The following is a 23,612-nucleotide window of genomic DNA, read 5'->3' as shown; positions in this document are numbered from 1 at the left end:
CGCCTTAATCGGAGCGACGACATCGAAGTTGTTAGTACTGTTGCTGATCCAGGGCGGCAGTGTTGACACGGCTTCGGTCCTTCGTCAATCCGGCGACAGTGCGCCGCCTGACTCACATTTCACTGTGGCGCTATTGCGAGCACGCCGCTGGTGGGTAAACGGCGCGAAAAGCTACTTTGTGGCGTCAGTCACAGCTAAAGGCGGGTGTGACTGGGGCGTCACAGGAATCCGCTGCCGGAAACAGGTCGCGACCCGCGGCGGGTGAGCACGTGATGTTGGTTAGTTCACGTCCGCCGTCATGGCGGCCCGCTCGAGGTCGAGCAGCTGCTCGCCATGGCGTTCCTCGTCATATGCCTTGCGGCCACCCCGCAGACCGAACAGCCGTTTCGAGACCAGCAGGTAGATCACCGCGGCAACATTGATGGTGAAGGTCACCACCCGCGTCATCGTGATGCCCTTGGCTAGGTCATGGATCTCCAGCGGCAGGAAGATCGAGGTGGCCACCACCGCGAAGTACTCACCCCAGCGCTTCAGCAACCATAGGCCGACGCCTTCGACGACCTGCAGCACCGCATAGGCAGCCAGCATGGCGGTTATCAGGGCCAATGTCGACGGCTTTGCCGCCAACGCCTTTTCCAGCTCGTGTATCGCAGACATCTGATCGACCTTGAAACCGGCGGCGCGAAAGACCGGCAGGTTGCGGTCCAGGGTGGCTTGGATTGCGCCTCGCGCACCGCGAAATTCCCATACCGCCCACGCGGCAAGCGCCAGCACGAGCGCCCGGAACAAGCGTTCAACCCCGAGCGCACGAATGATGATCGCCTGACGTAACGCCTTGCCGCGCATGATCATTGGCGCATCTTCAGGGCAACCTCGGCCGTGTGGCTCGCCAAGGGCAAAATCGCCGCAGCGCAGGCAGCGCCACACTTCACCAAGATTCGTGTTTGCGCTGAGTCGTTCAGCGAGTGCCTCGTCATCGGGTGCATAGGTGGCGTGCCCGCTGAGTGCGCAGGTAATCAGCTCCCACCGGTTGGTGCCACGATTTTGACGCTTGGCCACTTGCGCTCCTTCGCTGCCAGAATGCGCCGATCATTCTTTCAGAACCGAAGCCTGCTGGGCGTCGAGACGTCGCGTGCGTGCCAGGTGATCAGTACGCGGCCGTAGAGCAACCGGCGGACGCGGGCGCCGGGAAGCACCGCGCAGATGTGAGCGCGTAGCTGAGACAAGGTATCCGGCGGCGGCCATTTGATGACCGCCGTGTGCTCCCACTGGCCCTTGACGCGATTGACCACACCGCACGCCAACCATGCTGTCGCGTGCCACACGATGTTTCGCAGCGACGGCCTGACGAAGGTCACCACCGCCAGCGTCCCGCCAGGACACACCAGGTCGGCAAGCCGACGCAGTGCCGCGCGGGTGTCCTCGACGTGGTGCAGTGCGGCGTTTGAGACCACGGCGTCGAAATCCGGGTGGGGCAGCTCGGCCGTCATGACATCCCCGTGCACCCATCGGACCGGTGCGTCGGTGAACCGGGACCGTGCGCGTCGCAGTACCGGCGCGTCGACGTCGAGTGCGGTGACATCCGGGATGCGCCGAGCCAACCGAGCGGCCAGGAACCCGTCGCCGCAACCGACGTCGAGAACGCGCCGGGCATCGGGTGGGACGCTGGAATCCAGCAGCCCGTCGTAGTGGATGTTGATGTTCCACGGTCGGTCCACGGCTGCCGTCATACCAGATCATGTGGAATCCTGAATCGGTGGCGCTCACATGACTGCTGCAGGATTCGCCTGCACGACATGCGGCACCGAACTGCGGGCCGCCGCGAAGTTCTGCGATGAATGCGGATCGCCGGCCACGGCCTCGGGATCGTTGGCCGAGTACAAGCAGGTGACGGTGCTGTTCGCCGATGTCGTGCATTCGATGGACATCGCCGCCGCGGTGGGTGCGGAGCGGTTGCGCGAGATCATGACCGAGCTCGTCGGGGCTGCGGCGGCAGTGGTGCAGCGGTTCGGCGGCACGGTGGACAAGTTCACCGGTGACGGAATCATGGCTGTGTTCGGCGCACCGGTTGCTTTGGAGGATCACGCTTTTCGTGCGTGTCTCGCCGCTCTGGCGATTCAGGAAGAGGCGAAGCGGCTGGCCGGTGAGGTCGTGCGCCACGACGGGGTGGAGCTTCGGCTGCGGGTGGGCCTGAATTCGGGTGAGGTGATCGCAGGCGAAATCGGCTCCGGCGCTTTGGGTTACACCGCGATCGGTGAGCAGGTCGGCATGGCCCAGCGGATGGAATCGGTTGCGCCCCCGGGCGGAGTCATGCTCAACGAGTCAACCGCCCGGCTGGTCGAGGATACGGCAATGCTGGCAGAACCGGAGCTGGTACACGTCAAGGGAGCGACCGATCCAGTGCCCGCACGCCGCTTGATTGCGACGACAAGCGGCCATCGCACGCGCAGCGACCCGCGACTGGTGGGGCGCACCTGGGAACTCGCCACGATCAGCGCGCTGCTCGACGAAGCAGTCGGTGGCACCGGATGCGTAATCGGTGTCATGGGACCGCCAGGCATGGGCAAGAGCCGGATCGTTCGCGAATCAGCGGCGCTGGCCGAAAGCCGTGGCGTCGATGTGTTCACCGCCTACTGCGAATCCCATACCAGCGACCTCCCCTTTCACGCGGTGACGGGCCTGCTACGCACCGGCCTTGGTGTCGAGGGCCTCGACGGCGAGGCCGCCAGGGCACAGGTCCGCGCCCGATTCTCGGACGCCGACCCTGAAGATCTACAGCTGCTCGACGACTTACTCGGTATCGCCGAGTCCGACGTCGAGGCGCCCAACGTCGATGCCGACGCGCGTCGGCGGCGCCTCACCGCGCTAGTCAATGTCGCATCGACGGCCCGGACCGAGCCCGCGCTATACGTGATCGAGGATGCCCATTGGGTTGACGACGTCAGCGAGTCGATGCTGGCCGACTTCCTGGCGGTGATCCCACGGACCCGCTCGATGGTGCTGATTACCTATCGCCCGGAGTACCGGGGCGCCCTGGCCACGGTGCCCGGTGCGCAGACGATCGCATTACGACCGCTCAACACGGCGCAGACCGAAGCGCTTGTCGGTGAGCTGCTCGGCACCGACTCCTCGGTGCACGGGCTGACGGAGGTCATCACCGAACGTGTCGCCGGCAACCCATTTTTCGCCCAAGAAATCGTCCGAGACCTGTCCGAACGTGGTGCGATCCACGGCGCGCAAGGCTCCTACCTACTGCACGGCGAGGTCGCCGACATCACTGTGCCGGCCACCCTTCAGGCCGCCATTGCCGCGCGCGTCGATCGCTTGAGCATTGCGGCCAAGCGCACGCTGAGCGCCGCGGCGGTCATTGGATCCCGATTCAGCCCCGAGCTGGTGACCGTCCTGGGGACCGACCCGGTTGTCGACGAGCTGGTAAAGGGTGAACTCATAGACCAGGTCGCGTTCACCCCGCGCGTCGAGTATGCGTTCAGACATCCGCTAATTCGCGCCGTGGCCTATGAATCGCAGCTGAAATCGGATCGAGCCGTGCTGCACGGGCGGCTGGCCGCCGCGATCGAACAGCGCGAGCCGGAATCCGCCGACGACAACGCCGCCCTGATCGCCGAACACCTCGAAGCGGCAGGCGATCTGCACGCCGCATTCACCTGGCACATGCGCGCGGGCGGCTGGCTGACCCACCGCGACATCTCCGCGGCACGTGCGAGCTGGCGACACGCGCGACAGATCGCCGACCGACTGCCCGATGCCGATACCGACCGCGAAGCCATGCGGATCGCCCCACGAACGCTGCTGTGCGCCAGCGCGTGGTTGGCCGGCGGCAGCATGGCCGACACCGGGTTCGACGAACTGTGCGAGCTTGCCAGCGCGGCCGGCGACAAGGTGTCGCTGGCGATGGGGATGGCGGGGTGGCTGCCGGCATTGGTCGTTCACGCCCGATTCCTCGAAGCATCAAGACTGGCATCCGAACTCACCGGCCTGCTCGAGTCAATCGGCGACCCGACGTTGACTCTCGGACTGCTCTACGGTGCGCTCGCCGCCAAATACCAGCGCGCCGAGATGACCGAAGTCCTGCGGCTCGCGCAACGAATGATCGACCTGGCCGACGGCGACGCCACCAAGGGCAATCTCATCATCGGCTCTCCGCTGGTGGGCGCGACCATGCTGAGAGGTTGTGCACGATGTTTGCTCGGCGATCCAGGTTGGAAAGCCGATGTCGACCGGGCTACCACAATGGTCCAGACCTTCGATCCCACGATGCGTGCGCTGATGCTGCTCTTCAAATACGTTGTGATCGCGAACGGGGTCTGGATACCGGACGCAGCGGCCGTGCAGCAGACAGCGGAGCTGCTCGAGGATGCGGAACGGTCGGGCGACAATCTCACGCTGGCCTGCGCCCGCCACGTGCGCGGTCTCGTGCTCACCTGCAACAACGGTCCGCAACGCGAAGAGGGCCTCGCCCTGCTTGCCGCGGCCCGTGAAGCCGCCTTGCAAGGGCAATACACCCTTGTCGCGGCTACCGTCGTTGACGCGTGGCAAGCTGCCGAGCTGGCCCGCGCCGGCGATCTCGACGGGGCGATCGACCTGGCACGCGCTGCCGTCGAGCAAGAGTACGTCTGCGGCGACATGATCTACCTTGCGGGGAGCGTCTCAACTCTGGTCAAGGCGCTGCTGCAACGAGGTGGGCCCACCGACCTTGACGAGGCACACGCGGCCATCGACCGGCTGGCGGCGGTGGTGACCGAACCCGAATTCGTCGTGCACGAAATCTGGCTGCTACGGATGCGCACGCTGCTGGCCCAGGCACGCGGCGACCAGGCGGCTTATCGCGACTATCGCGACCGCTATCGGGCGATGGCCAACTCGCTCGATTGGCAGGGGCATATCGCCTGGGCTGAGGCAATGGCGTGACTGAAGTATTAACCGTTATCGGTGTCGGCGGCATGGGGCAGGCGATCGCCCGGCGGCTCGGGTCCGGCAAGACCGTGCTGTTGGCCGACAACACCGAACGGACACTAACGGCGGTGGCCCAATCATTGTCCACCGAAGGCCATCACGTCGAAAGCCGTCACGTCGATGTCTCGGCGCCGGAATCGGTTCGCGCACTTGCCGAATACGCGGCCGCACTCGGCAATGTCACCCAGGTCGCACATACCGCCGGCCTCTCCCCCGCGCAGGCCTCCGCCGAGGCAATCCTTGCTGTCGATCTTTTCGGCGTCTCGCTGGTGCTGCACGAGTTCGGCGAAGTCATCGCGCCGGGCGGCGCCGGCGTCGTCATCGCCAGCATGGCCGGGCACCTGTTCCCCCCACTGACCGCGGAACAGCAACGAGCGCTGGCCCACAGCCCGGCCCCCGAGCTGTTGCAGTTGGATTTCGTTAGGAATCTCGATAATCCGGGTATCGCATATGCAATCGCCAAGCAGGCCAACCATATTCGGGTCCGCGCCGCCAGCACGCAGTGGGGCCGGCGGGGCGCCCGAATCAACTCGATCAGTCCCGGAATCATCTCGACGCCAATGGGTCTGCAGGAACTTGCCTCCACTGTCGGCGACGGGATGCGGTCAATGATCGCGATGTCGGGAACGGGTCGAATGGGAACCCCCGACGACATCGCCGCGGCGACCGCCTTCCTCCTTGGCCCCGACGCCACCTACATCACCGGCACCGACCTACTGGTCGACGGCGGAGTCGTCGCGGCCGCAAAGGCCGGTGGCCCCACAACATAGACGGATCACGTGGTTCGCGGGCCGTAATTGTGCAGGGTTTGGTTGGAACCTTCACTCACCGTGACGTAGCCCGTCCCGTCTGGGTGGAAGGCGATCGCTTCACCCTGCTGTTCGTCAACCAGCGGCCCGTCAACTGGCTGCTGGCTGAACGGCGACCAGGCACTACTTCCCTCGGCGCGGTTCCACAGCAGCACATCGTCATAGGTGCGCACCACCAGTTGCGAACCGTCTGCCGAGTAATCGGCACTGGTGGTCAGCTGCGAGTGGGCGTCCGACAAGTCCAGCGTGGCAACCTGTTGAAGTGTCGTGTCGGCGCTGCCGCCCCACGCGCTTACCGGCGCCACGTAGACGCGAGAGACATCGGCATCGGTCTTCTCGACGAGCATCACGTTGCCCGTGCGTGGGTCGACCGCGAGTGACTCGGAATTGATCCTTTCGCCGTTGGGATACGTCACGCGCAGCCGCTCGACTCCGGTCAATGTGGTGTTGGTTGGGCTGGACGCGGTGCCCGTGACAATCGGCTCGGGGACTCGATAGATCACGACATCACTTCGCGAGTGTCCGTTATCGCCAATATCCCCGACATAGATGTAGGACTTTCCGTCCGGCCCCTTGGCGACCTCGATGTCCTCCCAGTCGACAGCCGTTGCACCACCGAGATTGTAGGTACCCAGCGTTTGGCCCGTCGTTGAGTCGATCGCGAAGATTCGCGCCGAGTCGCCCGAATCGTTGTGCACCCAATGGACATTGGGGTTGTTGATGCCGGCATCAATGCCGGAGATCTCCTCGAGATCGCCATTCGTGATGGTTCCTCCGTTGGAGGACGCGAGGTCACCGTCACGGGCCGCGTCGACCGCATTCTGTCCTGGTGGCTGCGACGGCCCGCCCGGGTCGCCTGGACTGCCAGGATCGCTTGGACCGTTGACCTTTGCGCCCTGCGCTCCGGTCGCACCGGCGTGGCCGGCCAGTTGCCCGCCGGCGCCGCCGGCTCCGCCCGGCCCGGGATTGGGTCCTGACCCGCCCGTCCCACCGTTTCCGCCGTCGCCCCACAACAGCCCACCGTTGCCACCGCGACCACCGGGCGCGCCGACGGTTGCGCCGGCCCCGGCTTGGCCACCGATGCCGCCTTGGCCACCGGCGCCACCGTTGCCTATCAGCCCGGCACTGCCGCCGTCGCCGCCGGCCTGGCCAGCCGCGCCGGAAGCGCCGTTGCCACCATTGCCGTATAACAAACCGCCGGGTCGGCCGTCCTCGCCGGTGCCAGGCGTGCCGTCGGCGCCGTTGCCGATCAGCGGGCGGCCTAGCAATGTCCGGGTGGGCGCGTTGATCAGGTTGAGCGCCGCCTGCTGTAGTGGATTGGCATTGTCCAACTCAGCGGCCGCATAGAATCCCGAACTCGCCGCCAACGACTCCACGAACTGCTGATGAAGCGCGTCGACTTGAGCGCTCAGCGCCTGGTACTGCCGGGCGTTTCCCGCGAACAACGACGCCACCGCCGCCGACACCTCATCCTCAGCGGCGGCCAAAATCTCGGTCGTGGGAACCGCCGCCGCTGCATTCGCGGCACCGAGCGCCGCGCCGATGCCGAACAAATCCCTGGCCGCCGACGACAACAATTCCGGGACCGCCACCAGATACGCCATTGCCATCCTTCCGCCGGTCGCCTTTGGTCGATATATATAATCAATCGATTGATTGTCAGGTCAACTACTTGTCGGCAAAATGACCACCACGCGCTACGGGCACGGTGACATCCTTGGGCGCCTACGCCGACTTCACCGCCGGCGAACTCGTAATTAAACGCCTGATCATATCAAGGGGAACGGCGAAACAGGGTGCCCCTAACCAATTCCTTCGAAGAGTTCAGCGAAGCCTGGTATGCCTCTAGCGGCATCGTGGCTGCCAGCTCTGTCAGGCCATACATGAGCGCATAGATCGCCTCAACCGTGCCGCGCCGATCCGGGTGGTCACCGAGATCGCCCTGCCGGCAGGCCTCATCCACGACGCCCTCGATGATCTCGCGGAAATTCGCAAACGCGGGTTCTACTTGCGGGGCTGGCTCCCCGGGTGCTTCCAGCCCGTCCGAGTCGATGGCGTTGTTCGCCCGGATCGCCCACTCGAAGGCGGCCAAGTCCGGGTACGCACTGATCAAACGGCCGCATTCATCGAGGATTGCTTCGATCCGGTCGATGATGTTGCCGTCGATAGCCGCGGCCTGTCGAAGCCGCGGCATAGCAGCGTCGGCTCTGGCCGCGATCGTCGCCTTGATCAATTCCGACTTATTCGGAAAGTAGTTGTACAGACTCGCGCTGGTCACGTTCGCGGTACGGGCGATTTGGCGGATTGTGGCTCGCGAATAGCCAACTTCGGACACACAGCGCATCGTTGCGACGATGATGCGCTGACGGGTTTCCTCGCCGCTGGCACCAACCGGGCGGCCCAGCTGCGTTTGGGTCATTGGCTCGTTTCCTCACTCGCGCGGTTGCCCGCTCTTGATCGCGGTCACCAATATGGTCGAATATATTCGACTGATCAGTTGATTTTGGCGTCGACGGGGGTGCGTGGTGGGGGTCCGACAAGCCGACGGCCGGCGCCGGGCGGCATGACTGCGTCGCAATCGGGCCCGCCGCTCGGCCGCCCCGTTGGCGCCAGCGGTGAGCAAACCCGCCGACGGATCATCGTCGCAACGATGCGTTGCGTGGCCGAGATCGGCTATGCACAGGCGACGATCCGCGAGATCGCCCGCGCAGCCGACATGACCAGCGGCAGCCTGTATCACTACTTTCCCAACAAATCCGAGCTGCTCAAGGCGACCGGTGAGGAAATCGAGGACATCGTGTTGCCGCGACTGCGTGCCGCCGCGGCGCGGTCCGATGACGTTATCGACCGGCTCGAAGCGGTACTGGACGAGTCAAAGCAGTTGATGCGCGACTATCCTCACCTAGCCGCATTCCTGCGGGCGGTCCGCGCCGAGGGCGCTGTCGAGTCACGGCGGGGTGGCACCAGTTACCCAGGCTCCAAGGCACTACGCGAAGTCGTCAGCGAGATCATCGAGGACGCCCGGACGCAGGGCGTGCTGTCCTCCGACAACAGCCCCGAAAGTGGATCAGTGGCCGCGGTGGAGGCCATCTGTGCGCTTACGCGCGGTCTGTCGGAGCAAGCGGCCAGTCTCTCCCCGGAGGCCTACGAAGCATCTTTGAGTTCGGTGAAAAAGCTCGTCAGGGGAACGCTGTTCGCTGGTCTCCAGCCCAGCGCATGACGATGAGTCTGCTCACCGCATTGCGGCTGAACATGACCAACATCGCCGACCCGGCGGCACGCCACGCGAGACGTTATCGAGCGGCGCTGGAGATGGCGGAGTACGCCGATCAGCGCGGATTCACCGCCGTCAGCGGTGAAGAACATCACTTGGCCGCGACGGGTTGGCTACCGTCGCCGCTGATTCTGGCCGCCGCCATCGCGGGGCGCACCCGCAGCGTTCGAATCAGCATCAACGCCCTCATCGTTCCGCTCTACGATCCAATTCGGCTCGCCGAGGACATCGCCGTGCTGGACAACCTGGCCGAGGGCCGCTTTAGCTTCGTGGCCGGAATGGGCTACCGGCCCGAGGAATACCACGCGGCGGGCAAAGACTGGTCGCAGCGCGGCTCGCTGATGGATCACTGCCTGTCGGTGCTGCTCAAGGCCTGGAGCGATCAGCCCTTCGAGTACGACGACAGACTCATCAACGTCACACCGAAACCGCATACCCGCCCGCATCCGATCGTGTTCGTCGGCGGCATGACCGCCGCGGCGGCCCGGCGGGCGGCGCGATTCGGGCTCCCATTCTCACCGCCGATGGCCATGCCCGAAGTGGAGGCGCTCTACGAGCAGGAACTGCGCCGACAGGGTAAGCCCGGCTTCGTCTATCACCCCGAAAACGGCAGCACCGTCACCCTGCTGCACGCCGACCCCGACGAAGCCTGGTCCCGTTATGGAGAATTCCTCATGAACGAAGCCGCGGAATACAGTGCCTGGAAACGTGCTGGAGTACCGCGGCCAAATGAAACTCCCGCCGCCTCGATCGAGGACCTACGGCGCCTGAACAACGTTGAGATCCTCACGCCTTCGCAATTGCTCGATCAAATCCGCTGTGGCAGAAGGGAAGTTGTGATGAACCCGCTTCTCGGTGGGCTGCCCATCGACGTCGGCTGGGCCAGTCTGCACCTGCTTGCCGACGACGTCCTCCCCTACGTACGGATGTAGTCTCTGCCGCCCTGCGACAATGAGCTCTAAACCGGCGCCTCTGATAGCAAGGATGTTTCGTGCTGTTTCTCCCTCTGGAGGCAGAGCCCTTCACGGCTCCGACCGATCGCGACATGCTCCCCTCCGAGCGACGCGAGTTCGTCCGTACGCACCGCACTTGTGTGTTCGGTTACCGCCGCCGCGATGACGGCCCGGGCATGTCGATCGTCTACTACATCCCAACCGACGACGACGAGCTGCTGGTGTCGACCATGGCGGGCCGCGGCAAGGCCCGCGTCATTGAACGTGACGGCAAGATCAGTCTGTGTGTCCTCGACGAGCGGTGGCCGTTTAGCTACGTGCAGGTCTACGCCGACGCGACCCTCGATCGAGACCGTGAAGTGGCGGTGGACGTGATGATGGCGGTAGCCGGTCGAATGTCGGGCCAGCCGCTGGGCCACGAGGCACGCGCATCGGTTGAAGCAATATGCGAGCGAGAAAACCGAGTTGTGATCCGTTGCCGGCCCTATGCGACGTTCGCGACGCCGCCGCGCCACCTACACCGAAACGACCAAGTGCAACAACTGAGCCACTGGGTATCCGGCGTGGTGCCGTGGGACGCCGAGGATCCGTGCTGAGCTACGTTGCGGCGTAGCGGTCGCGTAGCTTGGCCAATGTCGCCTCGATACCCTTCGCATTGGCTTTTGCGAAACCCATCAGCTCGTAGTACTTCAGCGTGTTCTTGAGCGAACCCGCGTCGTGATAGTCGAACGTCTCGGTGACCTGGGTCAGAGTCGGTGAGAGCGACTCGAATTCCCATCGCCAGCGGTGGCCTAAGGGGTGGCGCCATTCGATCAATTCGTGGGGTTTGAAGGCGGTCACGGTGCTGGTGATCCGGTACGGCAGGCCGAACATCCGCATCTTCGTCGAAAACTTGGATCCCTCAACCAAATTCGCCGGAGCATCGATGTTGTCGCGGACCGTCCCCGATCCGTCCAGCTCACTGTGGCGCCGGGGATCGGCCGCCATCGCAAAAAGCTCGGCCGCCGGCGCGGCCACTTCCACCCTCCGGCTGACTCGCCTGGGTCCTCTGTCGACAACGATCACAGTCACGGCATACCCCTTCGCGTTGGTTCCCCATCGAGTAGGCGCTCAGGATCGAATCTACGCGCCCGCCCTGTTCTCCCGCGAGCAGACGCAAAGGTCCCCAAAACCAACCGGTTTTGGGGACCTTTGCGTCTGCTCGCGGGAGCTGGTCGTGTTCGCCGCAGCCTTGACAGAAAACAGACAGCCGACGCTCCCGCGATCAACACGGGATATCGGCCCTGGTAATGATACGGTTCGCTGCTGTGGTGGCGTCATTATTCAACACAGGCTTACCCAGCGGGGGTTTGCCAGTCTGATGTCGGATCTGAACCGGCGCCGTTTCCTCGGGTCTCTTGCTGCCGCCACCGTTGTCGGGGTGGGCGCGGCCCGGTGCATGGTTGGCCCGCAACCGCGCACATTCGCACAGACGCCGGCGGCCGCTCCGGCTTCCGGACCGACCGTCGCTGGGCTGTTGCCGCCGCCACCACCGAGTGCGCGCATTCGGTTGCCCGGCGGTGGGGTGTTATCCCGACTGCCGGGCAATGGTGATCTATTGGCGCTTACCGTCGACGATGGCGTCAACACCGACGTAGTGCGGGCCTACACACAGTTCGCCAAGGACACCGGTGTGCGGCTGACGTTCTTTGTCAACGGAACCTACGGCTCCTGGACCGACAACCGCGAAATCCTGCGACCGTTGGTCGATTCCGGGCAGATCCAGCTCGGCAACCATACTTGGTCGCATCCGGACTTGACCACACTGACGAAATCCGATATTGCACAACAGCTTAAGCGGAACGACGACTTTCTGAAGAAGACCTACGACGTTGGGGCGAAACCGTACTGGCGACCACCGTATGCCAAGCACGATGCCGTGGTTGACGCCGTCGCCGCCGATCTCGGCTATACCGTCCCGGTCCTATGGTCGGGCACACTGTCGGATTCGACACTGATCACCGAGGAATACATCGTGAAGATGGCCGATCAGTACTTCACCCCGCAGGCGATCGTGATCGGCCACCTCAACCACCTGCCGGTCACCCACGTCTACCCGCAACTTGTCGAGATCATCCGCGCCCGAAATCTTCGCACCGTCACCCTCAACGACGTATTCCTCAAAACACCGTAGTACCTCTGGGATGAAACGGACGGCCGGCTCACCACCCTGATGCCACTCAGCGCCGACATGCCCCTGCTCCCAACGTGATCAGGGCTTCGTGCGACCCGAGCGGCTGAGCCGCCATTCCGGCGGGAAGTTCATGTCGTTATCTTTGACCACATTGTTGAGACCTTTACCGAACGTGCCCTCGGTGAGGTCGACTTCGTCGTCCTGATCGTTGGTGATCATCGGTAGCATGCCTTCGATCATGCCGGTGAGCAGACTGCCGAAGTATTCGCCCTTGTGCTGCTTGTAGAGCTCGAGAAACGTCTTCTGCACCGCGACCGTGTCCGTGGGCCGCGACCGCGAGCATGCCATCGCATACTTCAACGTCTCTTCTTCCAACTTCTCGCGCGGCACCACGCTGTTGACGAAACCGCAGTCGTACATCTCCTTCGCGCTGAATGGTCGCCCGGTGAACAGCATTTCGGAAAACTTGCGCAGACCCATGGTCTCCGCCCACCACCACAATCGCGGTCCCCAGCCCACGTAGCGGAAGGCGGGATGGCCGAACAGGGCGTCGTCAGAGGAAATCACCAGATCCGCGTCGCCGGCCTGATAGAAATGCCACCCATAGCAGTAGCCCTTGGCCTCGATGATGCTGATCTTCCGAAGTTCTTGCAGTGGACGGTTTCCCGCACGCGCCTTGGCGTAGAAATCGGTGACGGTGGACAGATAACGGTACGATCCGCCCTGCGGGTACTTGACATTGTCGTCGTTGATCGCGAGCTCATGCAGCAGCGGCATCCCGGGGTTCTCCAGCATGGCCCGCTGTTCCGGCAAGTCTCCGCCGCTGCCGAAATCCTGGCCCTCGCCCCGGATTACCACGACCTTGACCTCGTCGTCCACGTTGCACTTGTGGATCAAATCGGCATAGTTCTGCCGCATCCCCAACGTGGTGGAGTTCTGCGCTTCGGGACGGTCGAACGTGATGTAGGCGATTCGGTTTTTGACGTCCTTCTCGAACTTGATGTACGGCTCGGCTTCCTTCTTCATCTCTTCGTAGTCGTATTCAGGCATGAGTTCTCTCCCGCTTCTCTTGTTGACGCCTTCGACCCGGCCGGTCAACCAATGGATCCGATGGTTGCGCGCACAACTCGCGAACGAGCATTCCCGACGGGTTGGTGAGTACTTGGCTATCGGTGCTCACCGTCACGTTAGCCGCCCCTTCTTCGAACTCTTGAGAATGCCGGTCGCGATGGCTGACAGGATGTCGTCGAGTTGCTCGGGGCTCGTGATAATCCGGTCACCATGCGCGAATCGCAGCAACAGACCGTTGATGAACGTCAGCGTGACGTTGCTCAGATCCGCGACGACGGCCGGCTCCAGGTCCGCGCCGTGCGGCATTAGTCGCACCAGGATGTCACGGTGCAGCTTGGCAAACGCGTCCGTGCTTTGCTGCAGAATCGCAGCCAACTTCGGGTCGCGAGTGGCGTGCATCGTCAGCTCGTACCGGGCCTTGGTTAGCGACAACCGCGGCTCAATACCGGATTGGATAACCATGACAGACAGCTGCGATGGCGAGGAATGCACCGCGCCGGCGCTGTCGGCAACAGACTGCAAATTCGCCAGATCCAGCTCGGCCAATCTCTCGGCGACACCGCGCAGTAGTGCCGAGCGGGTACGGAAATAGAACGACGTCGTGCCGTCGGCCACGGCGGCCTTCCGGTCAACCTTCAGATGGCTCAATCCCTTAGCGCCATCGATGGCCAATAGCGCAATTGCCGCATCACACAGTTCGCGGCGGCGCTCGGCGGGGTTGGGCTTTCGGCGGGCCATCAGGAAACCTTCGTGGCGACGACGATCGTGCAGGAAAGTTTACTCTATATTCGTAGTGTCGATCCCGTAAACCCGGCGAGCCGTTCCTCGAGGTTGGCGTGGAAATGGCCGATCGCGCTCTCGTGCCGCCCGAACTCCACGAATTCGTTGGCACCGGAGTGCAGGCCCCGCTGCACACCCGCCGACATCTCGTTGTCCTCCACCCCGCCACGCGCGATGAAGTTCGCCGCGTCACGCGACGCCGGCTCGGCGAGGTCGTGTTTGGCCATCGCGTAAATGGTGACCGTGGTGTGCTCGACGTCCACCGGGTCGATCACGATCATGAACAGCAGGTCCGGGAACGTCGCCAGCATGACGTTGGGGAACAGCTGATACAGGTACGTGACTCGCGCATCGACCGTCCAGGATGCCTCCGGACGGTCGCGGAGCCGCTCAATATTGCGGTATGGGAACGTGATTCGGCAATTGGGTCCGAACCTTTCGACCACGTTAAGGTCGTCATATTGTACCGGGTAGAAGGTGTCTTTATGCGTCGAGCGGATGTGGTAACCTTCCAGGAACTGCTCGACGAGCACCTTCCAATTTATCGCTCGCACAGTGGAATCCACGTACACAAGCCGTTGCGCGCGGAGAAGTTTGTCGCGCCACGGGGTTCCGTCACCCAACCACCGCATCGGCTCGTCACCAGCGTCTTGCGGGGCCCCCAGTGGCCCGATGACGATCAGCCCATCCACTTCCCGGCTGGCGACCTCGACCAGACCGCGCGCCGACATGTCCAGACCGGGGAATGCGTCGTCGTGCGGCACGTGCGCAAGCGAACCGTCCAGTCGATATGTCCAACCGTGGTAGCGGCATACCAGCGCGTGGGAGCATCCGGCGCCATCGACAAGGGCATAGCCACGGTGTCGACAGGCGTTGCGGAAAACCCGCGCCTGCCGGTCGCGGCCACGCACGGCAAAGAGCGGCACCCCGAACGTGGATCGTTGCACATGGTCGCCCGGATTCGGAATCGCAGCGGAGGGAACGAACACGCTTGGCATCGCGCGCAACAGCCGAAGCTCTGCGGCGAATCGGCTTGGGTTCAAGTAGTTTTCGACGGGCTCTCGCCATGGCGCACCCTCATCGGTAGTACCGGCGTCGATATGGGCCAGCACCCGCCGAACGATCTCAGCGTCTTTAGAAATCATCAGCCACCAACGACTTCGTTGGGGAGTTCATGAGTACAAGTATCACGCTGCAGCAGTCACGTGTCAATAGATTGGTGATATCGAGGGTATTCGGGGAAGATGGATGGGTGCCCACAGTTCCCCGACCCCGGGTTAGCGACCTGATCGGCAACCGACCGCTTAGCGCGCGTTCGGTTCTCGCGTCGGCCTTATTGGGTGCCGACGAGGCCCGGCTTACGGTGGCGGAATTGATTGCGGTGGCCTCCCTGTTCGGCATCAGCGACGGCGCGGCGCGGACCTGTCTTTGGCGGATGGTCTCCAATGGCGAACTCATCGGTGACGGCGGCAGCTACACGCTCGCCGGGCATCTTTTGGAACGCCGCGAGCGTGTCGATGCGGCATCCCGGATCGATGACGCGGCGAACTGGGACGGAACGTGGGAGCTGGCGATTGTCTCGCTGGATCGCCGCTCGGCCGCCGACCGCCTCGAGCTGAGGAAGGCGGCGACGGCGCTGCATCTCGCCGAACTTCGGGAGGGCGTGTGGATACGCCCGGACAACCTTGACCCACAACGGCTTCCGGCATCCCGGGCGGTGCTGGACCGGCAATGCACCCACTTTCACGGCGCCGCCACAGACATCACCGCAGACAAGATGCGCGCGCTGTTTTCCCTCGATGGGTGGACAGACGACGCCCGGGCTCTCATCAATGCGATGAATGTCGCGCTCACCACCGGCGAACGTGACAACTCGGCCGAGAGCTTCATCTATGAGTTCGCCCTATCGATCGCGGTGGTCCGCCATCTTCAACTGGACCCACTGCTGCCTCCCGAGCTCAATGAGGACGACTGGCCGGGGCACACGTTGCGTAGCACCTACCGGCGTTTCGATGATGCGTTCAAACGACGTATCAAACGCGCCGTCCGCTGAGCGTGGGTTGTGATGAGCCGGCGACTCCCGACACGGCTGCTGGTGCTGGCTCTCGCGGCCACGCTGCTGGCGGGGTGCTCGGGTAGCTCGCCGGGATCGGGCAAGCAACCGGCTCAGCCCGCGTCCCCGTCTGCCACGCCAAACGTGGCGCATGGCCCCTTCTTCCCGGAATGCGGTGGTATCAGTGATCAGACCGTCGGCCAGCTAACCGGGGTTAGCGGGCTGGTCGTGACGGCCCGCAACTCGGTGGGGTGTCAGTGGTTGGTCGCGGGTGCCATCATCGGGCCGTGGATCTCGTTCAGCTGGTTTCGAGGCAGCCCCATCAGCCGCGAACGCAAGAACGAGGAGCGGATGCGCAGCACCGTCACCGACATCAACCTTGATGGGCACGACGGCTTTGTCGCGGTAGCCTCCGACCCGCGACTCGGCAACAGGCTCTGTGACGTCGCCATCCAGTACGACGCCGACTTCTTCGAGTGGTCAATCCAATTCACGAGAAGGCCGGACCGCAATCTGTGCGACGTCGCGATCGAGCTATCCCGCCAATCGATCGCGGCCGCCAAATGACCGCCCACACAGCAGCCGGCGATCACTACGCGGCGACCGCGGCGGGCTAACCCGGTGCGCCGTCGGTACCGGGTGCGCCGTCCGTGCCGTCGGCGCCGGCGATGCCGGGGATTTTCGGTCCGGATCCGAAGGAGGTAGCTGTGCCTCCTGCGCCGCCGGTGCCACCGGTGCCCAAGCCCCCGCCGGTACCGCCGCCACCGCCAGTGCCGGCGGTACCGCTGACGCCCGGCCGGCCCATCAGGAGCCCGCCCGGACCGCCCGCGCCTCCGACGCCCGCACCACCTCCGTTACCGCCGTCACCGCCCGCACCGCCAGCACCGCCGAGACCACCAGCACCGCCAATGACCGGAGCGGCGCTGGTGCCCGTAACAGCGCCGCCGCCGTCGCCACCCACACCGCCGACGCCACCGACACCGCCGCCGCCGCCGACGCCACCGGCACCGCCGACGCCACCGGCACCGCCGACGCCGAACAACCGCGAGGAGGCGCCGCCGGCGCCACCTGCACCGCCGACGCCACCCGCACCTGCGGACCCGCCGACGCCACCCGCACCGCCGTTACCGCCCGCGCTCCCCTGAGACAGGGTGCTTCCGGAACTGGTTTGCATGTTGGGGTCGTTGCCGCCGCCGTCGCCACCCGCTCCGCCGCTGCCACCGTCGCCGCCGGCCCCCCCGGTGCCGCCGGCACCGCCGGCACCGCCATTGCCGGCTAACAGCCCGCCAGCTCCACCGTTACCTCCGGCGCCTCCGGTGCCACCGGCACCGCCGGACGCGCCTGCGGCGCCATTGCCGCCATTGCCGCTGGCCCCCGCGATCCCAGCACCGGCGAAAAACGCACTCCCAGATCCGCCGGGGCCGCCGGCGCCACCCGCACCACCGGGGACCCCGCCGTCAGCCCCGTGACCGCCGGCGCCGCCGACGCCGGTGCCGGTGTTGGCTTGGCCGTTGCCGCCGGCCCCGCCGGCACCTCCGGTACCGCCGGCACCCCCGTTGCCACCTGCACCGCCGGTGGCGTCGCCGGTACCCCCGAAGAGGACCTCAGCGGCACCGCCGGCCCCGCCGGTCCCGCCGGTCCCGCTGGTCCCGCCGTTGCCGCCGGTAGCGCCATCGCCGCCGACAAATGGACCATCGGGCCCAATTTGGTCACTGCCGGCGGCGCCGGTGCCCGCTGGGGGACCTGGGATGGGATCGACGCCGTCCGCTCCGGCCAGGCCGGTGCCGCCGGGTCCGCCGGGCCCACCATCGCCGAACAGACCGACCGCGTTGCCGCCGTTCCCCCCAGCCCCGGCGATGCCGCCGTTAACGCCCGGCACCGCGGTGCCACCGGCCCCGCCCGCGCCGCCGTTACCGACCAGCCAGCCCCCGGCCCCGCCGACGCCGCCGACCGCACCGCCCCCGCCGGCCCCGCCGGCCCCACCATTGCCCCACAACCCGGCGGCACCGCCGGCGCCCCCGGCCACCCCGGGGGCGGTACTGGTACCACCGTTGCCGCCGTTGCCGTACAAGATCCCGCCGGCCCCGCCCGGCTGTCCCACCCCGCCGACAGTTTGCCCATCGGCCCCATTACCGATCAACGGACGCCCCAACAACGCCTGAGTGGGCGCATTCACCGCACCGAGCACACTTTGTTCCACGACTTGCAACGGCGAGGCGGCGGCGGCCTCGGCGCTCGCATACGACCGCGCACCCGCGGTCAACGCCTGCAGAAATTGGGTATGAAAGGCCGCCGCCTTGGCGCTCAGCGCCTGATATTCCTGGGCGTGCGCGCCAAACAACGCCGCGATCTGCGTCGACACCTCGTCCGAACCCGCCGCCAGCACGCCTATCGTCAGGGGCGACGCCGCGGCATTTGCGGCGTTGATCATTGAACCAATTCCGGCCAAATCCGAAGCCGCCGCCACCATGGCCTCCGGCATCGCGATCACAAACGTCATCCCGCACCTCCCACCAGGTTTGGACAACCCGGGCCCCGGCGACGGCCGAGCAGTCGATAAGGCGAATCGTAGCGTCCGTCCACTCTCCCCCAACGCCATTTGCGAAAACCGGCCATTAAGCCGAGGCACCCGGTTTCGTTCGAAGCTGCTTTGCGACTTTGATCGAAACCAACTGCAGCACAGCGTGCCTCGCGGTTACGGCCACCGCGTGGCGTAGTTGGCATAGTTTTCATTGGGCGCGCTGCAGAAGTCGCCATTGGTGCCGGCGAGCAAGACGTAATACGTCTCCGGGCGGTGGTTCTCGCCGGAGGTCGGATAGGTCCACCCGCTGGCACACATGGACGTCGACCCGCCGGCGGTGGGTGCCGGCCATACCGACTTGACACAGCTCGTCAGAGCGTCGATATCCGACGTAGCGCTCTTGGCGATGACAAGCACCGCGCCGCCCCACTGTCCGTCGGACCGCCGGTAGGCACGCGCGCCGAACGACGTGTTGTCCCGCTGGCATCCCAACGCCCGCTGCAACGGCACGAAGGCAGCGGCCAGGCGCGCGTTGGCCCCGCTGCTGGGCACAGCGGCTGAGTCCATGATGAACGCCGCCGCATCCGCTCCGTCCCCCTCTTGGACGTCGGGATTGCCGAGGCTGCTCAATTGCCGCGAGATCCGGTACTGGGCGGCCTCGTCACCGCCGCCGATGATCGGCCCGCCTCCAGTCGATGCGATCGGGGGCAGCGTGACGTCGGGGTTTGCCTGTGCCGCCGGCATACCCACGAGAGCGGTGCATGCCAACACACATGCCGCGCTGCTCGTACCGATCCGGGATGCCATGACTCCAGGCAGCCTAGCCGATGATCGTCACCCGATCGCCCACTTAATGAAATGCCGCTATGCCGGTGATTGCCCGGCCCACCACCAGCGTGTGGATCTCACTGGTTCCCTCGTAGGTCAGCACCGATTCGAGGTTGGCCATGTGACGCGCCACCGGGTATGCGAGCGTTATTCCGTTGGCGCCCAGAATTGTTCGCGCCGCGCGTGCAACCCCGAGCGCACTATGCACGTTATGCAGCTTGCCGAAGCTGACCTGTTCTGGGTGCAGCTGGCCGGAGTCTTTGAGTCGGCCGAGGTGCAGCGCCAGCAGATAGCACGTGTTGACTTGGGTGAGCATCTCGACAAGCTTGGCCTGCGTGAGCTGAAAACCCGCGATGGCACGCCCGAATTGCGTTCTCGTGCACGCATAGTCGAGTGCGGCTTCGTAACATGCCCGGGCAGCGCCTACCGCTCCCCAAATAATTCCGAATCGGGCTTCGGTGAGGCAGGATAGCGGTGCTCGCAGACCGTTGGCTTGGGGAAGCATCGCATCCAGCGGAAGCCGGCAGTCGTCGAAGACCAGCTCAGCGGTGGTCGATGCACGTAGGGACTGTTTGTGCCGAATGTTGTGTGCGACGAAGCCAGGTGTGTTGCGCGGTACCACAAATCCTCGGATTCCGTCCGCAGTCTTGGCCCAGATCACGGCCACGTCGGCGGTGTCGCCGTTGGTGATCCACATCTTGGTGCCGTTGAGTACCCACTGGTCGTCGTCCCGTCGCGCGGTCGTCCGCATGCGGGCGGGGTCACTACCGGCGTCGGGCTCGGTCAGTCCGAAGCATCCGATGGCCGCGCCTTTCGCCATGGAGGGCAACCATGTTTCCTTCTGCCGTTCACTTCCGTAGCGCCAGATCGCGAACATGGCCAGCGATCCCTGAACCGAGACGAAGCTGCGCAGACCGCTGTCGCCGGCCTCGAGCTCCATGCACGCCAACCCGTAGCAGACCGCGCTCATACCGGGACACTCGTAACCGTGCAAGTGCATGCCGAGCAGACCGAGTTGGCCTGCGGCGGTGGGGAACCCGTCAGGTAGCTGTCCCTGGGCGTAGGCCGCGGGAAGCCGGTGCAGTAGATCCCGGCGGACAAAGGCACGAACCGTGTCGCGGGTCAGCCGTTCCGCATCGGACAAGCCGTTGTCGATCGCCAAGAAGTCGCGCGCGCTCAACGGTGTTCGGTTTGTGCAAGTGTCCGGGGTTGTGGTCATCGGGATCTCCTTGTCGCGCAAGACTGGCCAGCCAGCTACGGATGTCGGTGCCGTGTTCCCCCAGCAGCGGTGCCCTGGTCCGGTAGGACACCGGTGTGGCGGACAAAGTTATTGGACTGGCCACCTGGCGGCCGAGTCGGTTATCGCCGTCTTCGGTGTTCTGGATCGGTTGCAGGCCAAGCTGTTCGGCGAACGCGAAAGCGTCAGCGATGTTGTTGACCGCGCCGGCAGGTATGCCCAACGCGGGTAGCAACTTCGTCCAATACCGGGCCGAGCTGGACGCTAGCGCGCGTTCTAGGTGCTCGCGCAGCTGAGCTCGGTTGCGCACCCGCAGTTCGTTGGTGCGAAATCGTTGATCACGTGCCAGGGCGGAAATTCTCAGGGCGTCGCAGAGTTGGCCGAACTGCTTGTCGTTTCCCACCGCCAACACGATCATTCCGTCGCCGGTCGGGTAGGTGTCGTAGGGGGCGATGCTGACATGCCCGTTGCCCATCGCGTGCGGGATCTGACCGGCGAGCACATAACTGGCGGACTGATTGGCCAGGGCCGACAGCAGCGTCGACATCAGATTGATCTCGACGTGCTGGCCGCGTCCGGATCGGTCGCGCTCACGCAGCGCCGCCAATATGCCGACTGTCGCGAACAGCCCCGCCAGCACATCGACCAGCGCCACGCCGGCTTTGGTTGGGGTGTCGGAGTCGGGTCCGGTGACGCTCATGAGGCCGCCCAGTGCCTGAACCAGGAGGTCGTAGCCGGCGAGCTGACGGCCTGCGCCGGGCCCGAAGGCCGAGATGCTGCAGTACACCAGCGCGGGGTTGGCCTGGCGAATTGTGGGCTCATCCAAGCCGAATCGCGCCATCGTGCCGGGGCGGAAGTTTTCCACCAGAACATCGGCGTGTTCGGCCAAGGTCTTGGCCAGCAATAGGTCGTCGTCGTCGCGTAGGTCCAGCACGATGCTGCGCTTGTTGCGGTTGACGCCCAGATAGTAGGTGCTCTCGTGGTCGACGAATGGAGGTCCCCAGGCTCTGGTGTCATCGCCTTCCGGTCGCTCGACCTTGATGACGTCGGCACCCAGGTCCGCGAGGGTCATGGTGCAGTATGGCCCAGCCAGTATCCGGGAGAAGTCGGCGACCAGTAACGGCGAAAGTGGCGGTGGTGCATCGTGATTCATCACTTGGCGACGGCCTCGAGCGGGTTTCCGTTTGGTGCCGCGTCGGCACCGAACCAAATGCGCCAAGCTTGCGGCGCTATCTCGGCGGCACGACTGTCGAGCTGTTCCAGGGTCAGGCTGCTGATCGGATGGGTCGCGACGGCGGGTTCTAGACCAGCCATTCCGCGCGACTCGCGCTGCAAGCGAGCCTCAAGTTCGAATTCGGTCGTCACGATGGCCACGGTGGGCAACCCGGCCTCTTCAAGACGCACCGCGTCGTTGACACATGCCGAGCAGCACGAGCCGCAGTCACCGATGGCCGTTAGCGCGACGTCGTTTTCGGCCGCGATCTGCATGATCAACTCCGGACTGGCGTCCGAGGAAAAGTGGTGCTTGTCGTAGTAGGTGACCGAGGCGAAGGTCAACCCGAGAGCTGCCACCTCCCGAACCGTGGCGCGCAACAACTTGGCGGCGTTCCACTTGGTGTTGCTCAGCACCCCTAAGCGGAGGCCCGCGGTGCTCCGAGGTCGGGGAGCCATCGGGATCGCCGCTACTTCGATCACACCGCAAGGGTCATAGGTGAAGTTCATCGCTTTCTCCTCAATTGATTCGAGATCTCTCACAGGCGGCAGGCGCCGTCGGAGCAGTCAAGCTCGCGCACGCCGCCCCCGCGGCCCGCGACGTCATCATTAATGGCACGCAGCACCGGAGTCGTCGCGGTGCTCCACCCGGGCAGAAACGCCGAGAATCGACCGGCAGCCCCGCCGGCAACGAACAGGTGAATGTCGTCGGGTGTGAACACAATTGGCAGCTTCCTGCCCGGTACGCGCGGATACCACTTCGGCAGGTTGCGGTTATAGGTGCGCCCCCCGGGAGGTGCGTAGCGGTTGCCGTAACTCACCTCGTCCCAGTCGTTGGTGCCGTTGAACCACAGATAGCGGCGGACGTCGTCGCGGGTCCAGCCGAAGGACGCGATGGTGCGCGCATGTTCGACTCCGATGACGACGGTGCACGACCCGCCGAGCACCGCGTTGTTGTGGGCGATGGTGCTCATCGCCGAGGCGATGGAGTCCAGAATCCCTTGTGGGTCATCGGAAATATGGTTGGTGACGCTGTGCGGCGCTTCGGCGCCGATCACCAGCACGGTGCTGTCTTCGGGTGCGTAGCCGTGCTCGACGTGATACGGCGCCCACGGGCTGGCCTCTTCGTTCTCGGCGATGCAGAACGTGTACTTGCCCGGATGCCCGAGCGTGCTCTTGTCGAGCTCACCCGGAATGCCGCCGCCGACGCTGAGCAGGATCAGCCGGACGGCGCGGCCGATGGTGGCGTTGGCGCGGTTTCCCGAGCCGAAAACGTTTCCGCCGGAGTTCATTCCGATCTGCCGCGCGATCGGACCGTTGACGACCACGAGGGGCGAGACGACGTGCGTGGTGGCCTGAATGCCGTTGAGGTTGAACCGGGCGTCGGCCAGCGCGAGGATCGCGGCGCGCACGACGGGCGCATACTCGGGCTTGCAGCCGGCCATCACCATGTTCACGGCCAGTAGTTCGCGGGTAAGGCTCCCCCAGCGCGGTGGAATGCGCGCCACGAGTTCCTTCGGGTGACCACCCAGGACGTCCAACACGGCCGCGACACGCTCGGGCGTAGGTGGGACCACGGGCAAGCCGTCGCTCCACGGCTGGTCGAAGTAGTACTCGACAAGATCGCACTCGTCGGTGATCACAGCGGTCATCTGGTTGCCTCCTACGTTGCTCGTGGGGACAACCGTAGGTCGCTACATCTTCATAGTCCAAGACATATTGAGACC

At 64.8% G+C, this 23,612-nt stretch carries 21 protein-coding genes and 1 pseudogene; 8 read left to right on the top strand and 14 right to left on the bottom strand.

The genetic code is table 11. The features are described 5' to 3' along the window. Positions 1-279: 279 nt before the first annotated feature. Together AADZ78_RS00970 and AADZ78_RS00965 are read right to left on the bottom strand one after the other, a co-directional pair. Positions 280-1,059, bottom strand: coding sequence for a DUF2127 domain-containing protein (locus AADZ78_RS00970; RefSeq protein ID WP_085250421.1), 780 nt, complete (start codon positions 1,057-1,059; stop codon positions 280-282). 38 nt (positions 1,060-1,097) lie between these two features. Then, the gene (locus tag AADZ78_RS00965) at positions 1,098-1,718 is read right to left on the bottom strand and encodes a class I SAM-dependent methyltransferase (protein ID WP_239655396.1); all 621 of its coding nucleotides are present in this window, start codon (positions 1,716-1,718) and stop codon (positions 1,098-1,100) included. A gap of 49 nt (positions 1,719-1,767) precedes the next feature. On the opposite strand from AADZ78_RS00965, the gene AADZ78_RS00960 reads away from it, so the two are divergent. Both AADZ78_RS00960 and AADZ78_RS00955 read left to right on the top strand, forming a co-directional pair. Continuing rightward, positions 1,768-4,929 carry an AAA family ATPase gene (locus AADZ78_RS00960; protein WP_085250423.1) on the top strand — a complete coding sequence of 1,054 codons (3,162 nt, stop codon included), beginning with the start codon at positions 1,768-1,770 and terminating at the stop codon, positions 4,927-4,929. Continuing rightward, complete coding sequence (locus AADZ78_RS00955; protein ID WP_204800925.1) at positions 4,926-5,744, top strand: SDR family oxidoreductase; 819 nt, start codon at positions 4,926-4,928, stop codon at positions 5,742-5,744. Before AADZ78_RS00960 ends, AADZ78_RS00955 begins: the two co-directional genes overlap by 4 nt. 5 nt (positions 5,745-5,749) lie before the next feature. Here AADZ78_RS00955 and AADZ78_RS00950 read toward each other — a convergent pair whose 3' ends face one another. Both AADZ78_RS00950 and AADZ78_RS00945 read right to left on the bottom strand, forming a co-directional pair. Further along, a complete protein-coding gene (locus tag AADZ78_RS00950; RefSeq protein ID WP_085250435.1) occupies positions 5,750-7,387 on the bottom strand; it encodes a PE family protein in 1,638 nt (545 codons plus the stop codon). A gap of 170 nt (positions 7,388-7,557) precedes the next feature. Next, complete coding sequence (locus AADZ78_RS00945) at positions 7,558-8,202, bottom strand: TetR/AcrR family transcriptional regulator (protein WP_085250424.1); 645 nt, start codon at positions 8,200-8,202, stop codon at positions 7,558-7,560. Positions 8,203-8,346: 144 nt separating this feature from the next. On the opposite strand from AADZ78_RS00945, the gene AADZ78_RS00940 reads away from it, so the two are divergent. The 3 genes from AADZ78_RS00940 to AADZ78_RS00930 all read left to right on the top strand — a co-directional run bounded on the left by AADZ78_RS00940 (position 8,347) and on the right by AADZ78_RS00930 (position 10,606). Further along, complete coding sequence (locus AADZ78_RS00940; protein ID WP_085250425.1) at positions 8,347-9,003, top strand: TetR/AcrR family transcriptional regulator; 657 nt, start codon at positions 8,347-8,349, stop codon at positions 9,001-9,003. 2 nt (positions 9,004-9,005) lie between these two features. Next, positions 9,006-9,989, top strand: a complete 984-nt coding sequence (locus AADZ78_RS00935; RefSeq protein WP_085250426.1) for an LLM class flavin-dependent oxidoreductase — start codon at positions 9,006-9,008, stop codon at positions 9,987-9,989. Between the two features lie 62 nt (positions 9,990-10,051). After that, positions 10,052-10,606 carry a pyridoxamine 5'-phosphate oxidase family protein gene (locus AADZ78_RS00930; RefSeq protein WP_085250436.1) on the top strand — a complete coding sequence of 185 codons (555 nt, stop codon included), beginning with the start codon at positions 10,052-10,054 and terminating at the stop codon, positions 10,604-10,606. A gap of 1 nt (position 10,607) precedes the next feature. On the opposite strand, the gene AADZ78_RS00925 is transcribed toward AADZ78_RS00930, so the two are convergent. After that, positions 10,608-11,081, bottom strand: a complete 474-nt coding sequence (locus tag AADZ78_RS00925; RefSeq protein ID WP_085250427.1) for an SRPBCC family protein — start codon at positions 11,079-11,081, stop codon at positions 10,608-10,610. 298 nt (positions 11,082-11,379) lie between these two features. On the opposite strand from AADZ78_RS00925, the gene AADZ78_RS00920 reads away from it, so the two are divergent. Next, positions 11,380-12,183 carry a polysaccharide deacetylase family protein gene (locus tag AADZ78_RS00920; RefSeq protein ID WP_085250437.1) on the top strand — a complete coding sequence of 268 codons (804 nt, stop codon included), beginning with the start codon at positions 11,380-11,382 and terminating at the stop codon, positions 12,181-12,183. A gap of 78 nt (positions 12,184-12,261) precedes the next feature. Here the strand turns inward: AADZ78_RS00920 and AADZ78_RS00915 are convergent, their stop codons facing one another. The 3 genes from AADZ78_RS00915 to AADZ78_RS00905 form a co-directional block, all read right to left on the bottom strand. After that, positions 12,262-13,233 (bottom strand): enoyl-CoA hydratase/isomerase family protein, encoded by a 972-nt coding sequence (locus tag AADZ78_RS00915; RefSeq protein WP_085250428.1) that lies wholly within the window; start codon positions 13,231-13,233, stop codon positions 12,262-12,264. Positions 13,234-13,365: 132 nt separating this feature from the next. Further along, complete coding sequence (locus tag AADZ78_RS00910; protein ID WP_139828695.1) at positions 13,366-13,995, bottom strand: TetR/AcrR family transcriptional regulator; 630 nt, start codon at positions 13,993-13,995, stop codon at positions 13,366-13,368. 41 nt (positions 13,996-14,036) lie between these two features. Then, entirely contained in the window at positions 14,037-15,179 is a 1,143-nt protein-coding gene (locus AADZ78_RS00905) for an aromatic ring-hydroxylating oxygenase subunit alpha (RefSeq protein WP_139828696.1), read from the bottom strand. 107 nt (positions 15,180-15,286) lie between these two features. Here AADZ78_RS00905 and AADZ78_RS00900 point away from each other — a divergent pair, with 107 nt between their 5' ends. Both AADZ78_RS00900 and AADZ78_RS00895 read left to right on the top strand, forming a co-directional pair. Next, positions 15,287-16,087: a PaaX family transcriptional regulator C-terminal domain-containing protein gene (locus tag AADZ78_RS00900; protein WP_239656808.1), complete on the top strand. Its 801-nt coding sequence runs from the start codon at positions 15,287-15,289 to the stop codon at positions 16,085-16,087. A gap of 12 nt (positions 16,088-16,099) precedes the next feature. Beyond that, on the top strand, positions 16,100-16,654 hold the full coding sequence (locus AADZ78_RS00895; RefSeq protein ID WP_085250430.1) for a DUF3558 domain-containing protein: 555 nt from the start codon (positions 16,100-16,102) through the stop codon (positions 16,652-16,654). Between the two features lie 46 nt (positions 16,655-16,700). On the opposite strand, the gene AADZ78_RS00890 is transcribed toward AADZ78_RS00895, so the two are convergent. The 6 genes and pseudogenes from AADZ78_RS00890 to AADZ78_RS00865 all read right to left on the bottom strand — a co-directional run bounded on the left by AADZ78_RS00890 (position 16,701) and on the right by AADZ78_RS00865 (position 23,537). Beyond that, positions 16,701-18,587: a PE family protein gene (locus AADZ78_RS00890; RefSeq protein WP_204804823.1), complete on the bottom strand. Its 1,887-nt coding sequence runs from the start codon at positions 18,585-18,587 to the stop codon at positions 16,701-16,703. 195 nt (positions 18,588-18,782) lie between these two features. Then, positions 18,783-19,415: a hypothetical protein gene (locus AADZ78_RS00885; protein ID WP_085250381.1), complete on the bottom strand. Its 633-nt coding sequence runs from the start codon at positions 19,413-19,415 to the stop codon at positions 18,783-18,785. A 43-nt stretch (positions 19,416-19,458) separates the two neighbouring features. Continuing rightward, a complete protein-coding gene (locus AADZ78_RS00880; protein WP_085250380.1) occupies positions 19,459-20,655 on the bottom strand; it encodes an acyl-CoA dehydrogenase family protein in 1,197 nt (398 codons plus the stop codon). A 55-nt stretch (positions 20,656-20,710) separates the two neighbouring features. Next, positions 20,711-21,826, bottom strand: a pseudogene (locus AADZ78_RS00875) (CaiB/BaiF CoA transferase family protein); the annotation flags it as partial. Next, positions 21,826-22,395, bottom strand: a complete 570-nt coding sequence (locus AADZ78_RS00870) for a UGSC family (seleno)protein (protein WP_085250379.1) — start codon at positions 22,393-22,395, stop codon at positions 21,826-21,828. The gene AADZ78_RS00870 and the pseudogene AADZ78_RS00875, both read right to left, overlap by 1 nt. Positions 22,396-22,424: 29 nt before the next feature. Continuing rightward, complete coding sequence (locus AADZ78_RS00865) at positions 22,425-23,537, bottom strand: hypothetical protein (RefSeq protein ID WP_204079608.1); 1,113 nt, start codon at positions 23,535-23,537, stop codon at positions 22,425-22,427. Positions 23,538-23,612: the final 75 nt, after the last annotated feature.

The organism is Mycobacterium riyadhense, assembly GCF_963853645.1.
Taxonomy (GTDB): Bacteria; Actinomycetota; Actinomycetes; order Mycobacteriales; family Mycobacteriaceae; genus Mycobacterium; species Mycobacterium riyadhense.
The sequence above is the reverse complement of the archived record's forward strand: the minus strand, read 5'-3'. Positions and strand labels throughout refer to the sequence as shown.

What these genes read in the sequence shown, in the direction of transcription:
- AADZ78_RS00960 (WP_085250423.1), top strand. Translation starts at nt 1,768, where the DNA reads ATGACTGCTGCAGGATTCGCCTGCACGACATGCGGCACCGAACTGCGG.
- AADZ78_RS00950 (WP_085250435.1), bottom strand. Translation starts at nt 7,387, where the DNA reads ATGGCGTATCTGGTGGCGGTCCCGGAATTGTTGTCGTCGGCGGCCAGG.
- AADZ78_RS00945 (WP_085250424.1), bottom strand. Translation starts at nt 8,202, where the DNA reads ATGACCCAAACGCAGCTGGGCCGCCCGGTTGGTGCCAGCGGCGAGGAA.
- AADZ78_RS00940 (WP_085250425.1), top strand. Translation starts at nt 8,347, where the DNA reads ATGACTGCGTCGCAATCGGGCCCGCCGCTCGGCCGCCCCGTTGGCGCC.
- AADZ78_RS00935 (WP_085250426.1), top strand. Translation starts at nt 9,006, where the DNA reads ATGAGTCTGCTCACCGCATTGCGGCTGAACATGACCAACATCGCCGAC.
- AADZ78_RS00915 (WP_085250428.1), bottom strand. Translation starts at nt 13,233, where the DNA reads ATGCCTGAATACGACTACGAAGAGATGAAGAAGGAAGCCGAGCCGTAC.
- AADZ78_RS00905 (WP_139828696.1), bottom strand. Translation starts at nt 15,179, where the DNA reads ATGATTTCTAAAGACGCTGAGATCGTTCGGCGGGTGCTGGCCCATATC.
- AADZ78_RS00895 (WP_085250430.1), top strand. Translation starts at nt 16,100, where the DNA reads ATGAGCCGGCGACTCCCGACACGGCTGCTGGTGCTGGCTCTCGCGGCC.
- AADZ78_RS00890 (WP_204804823.1), bottom strand. Translation starts at nt 18,587, where the DNA reads ATGACGTTTGTGATCGCGATGCCGGAGGCCATGGTGGCGGCGGCTTCG.
- AADZ78_RS00885 (WP_085250381.1), bottom strand. Translation starts at nt 19,415, where the DNA reads ATGGCATCCCGGATCGGTACGAGCAGCGCGGCATGTGTGTTGGCATGC.
- AADZ78_RS00880 (WP_085250380.1), bottom strand. Translation starts at nt 20,655, where the DNA reads ATGACCACAACCCCGGACACTTGCACAAACCGAACACCGTTGAGCGCG.
- AADZ78_RS00870 (WP_085250379.1), bottom strand. Translation starts at nt 22,395, where the DNA reads ATGAACTTCACCTATGACCCTTGCGGTGTGATCGAAGTAGCGGCGATC.
- AADZ78_RS00865 (WP_204079608.1), bottom strand. Translation starts at nt 23,537, where the DNA reads ATGACCGCTGTGATCACCGACGAGTGCGATCTTGTCGAGTACTACTTC.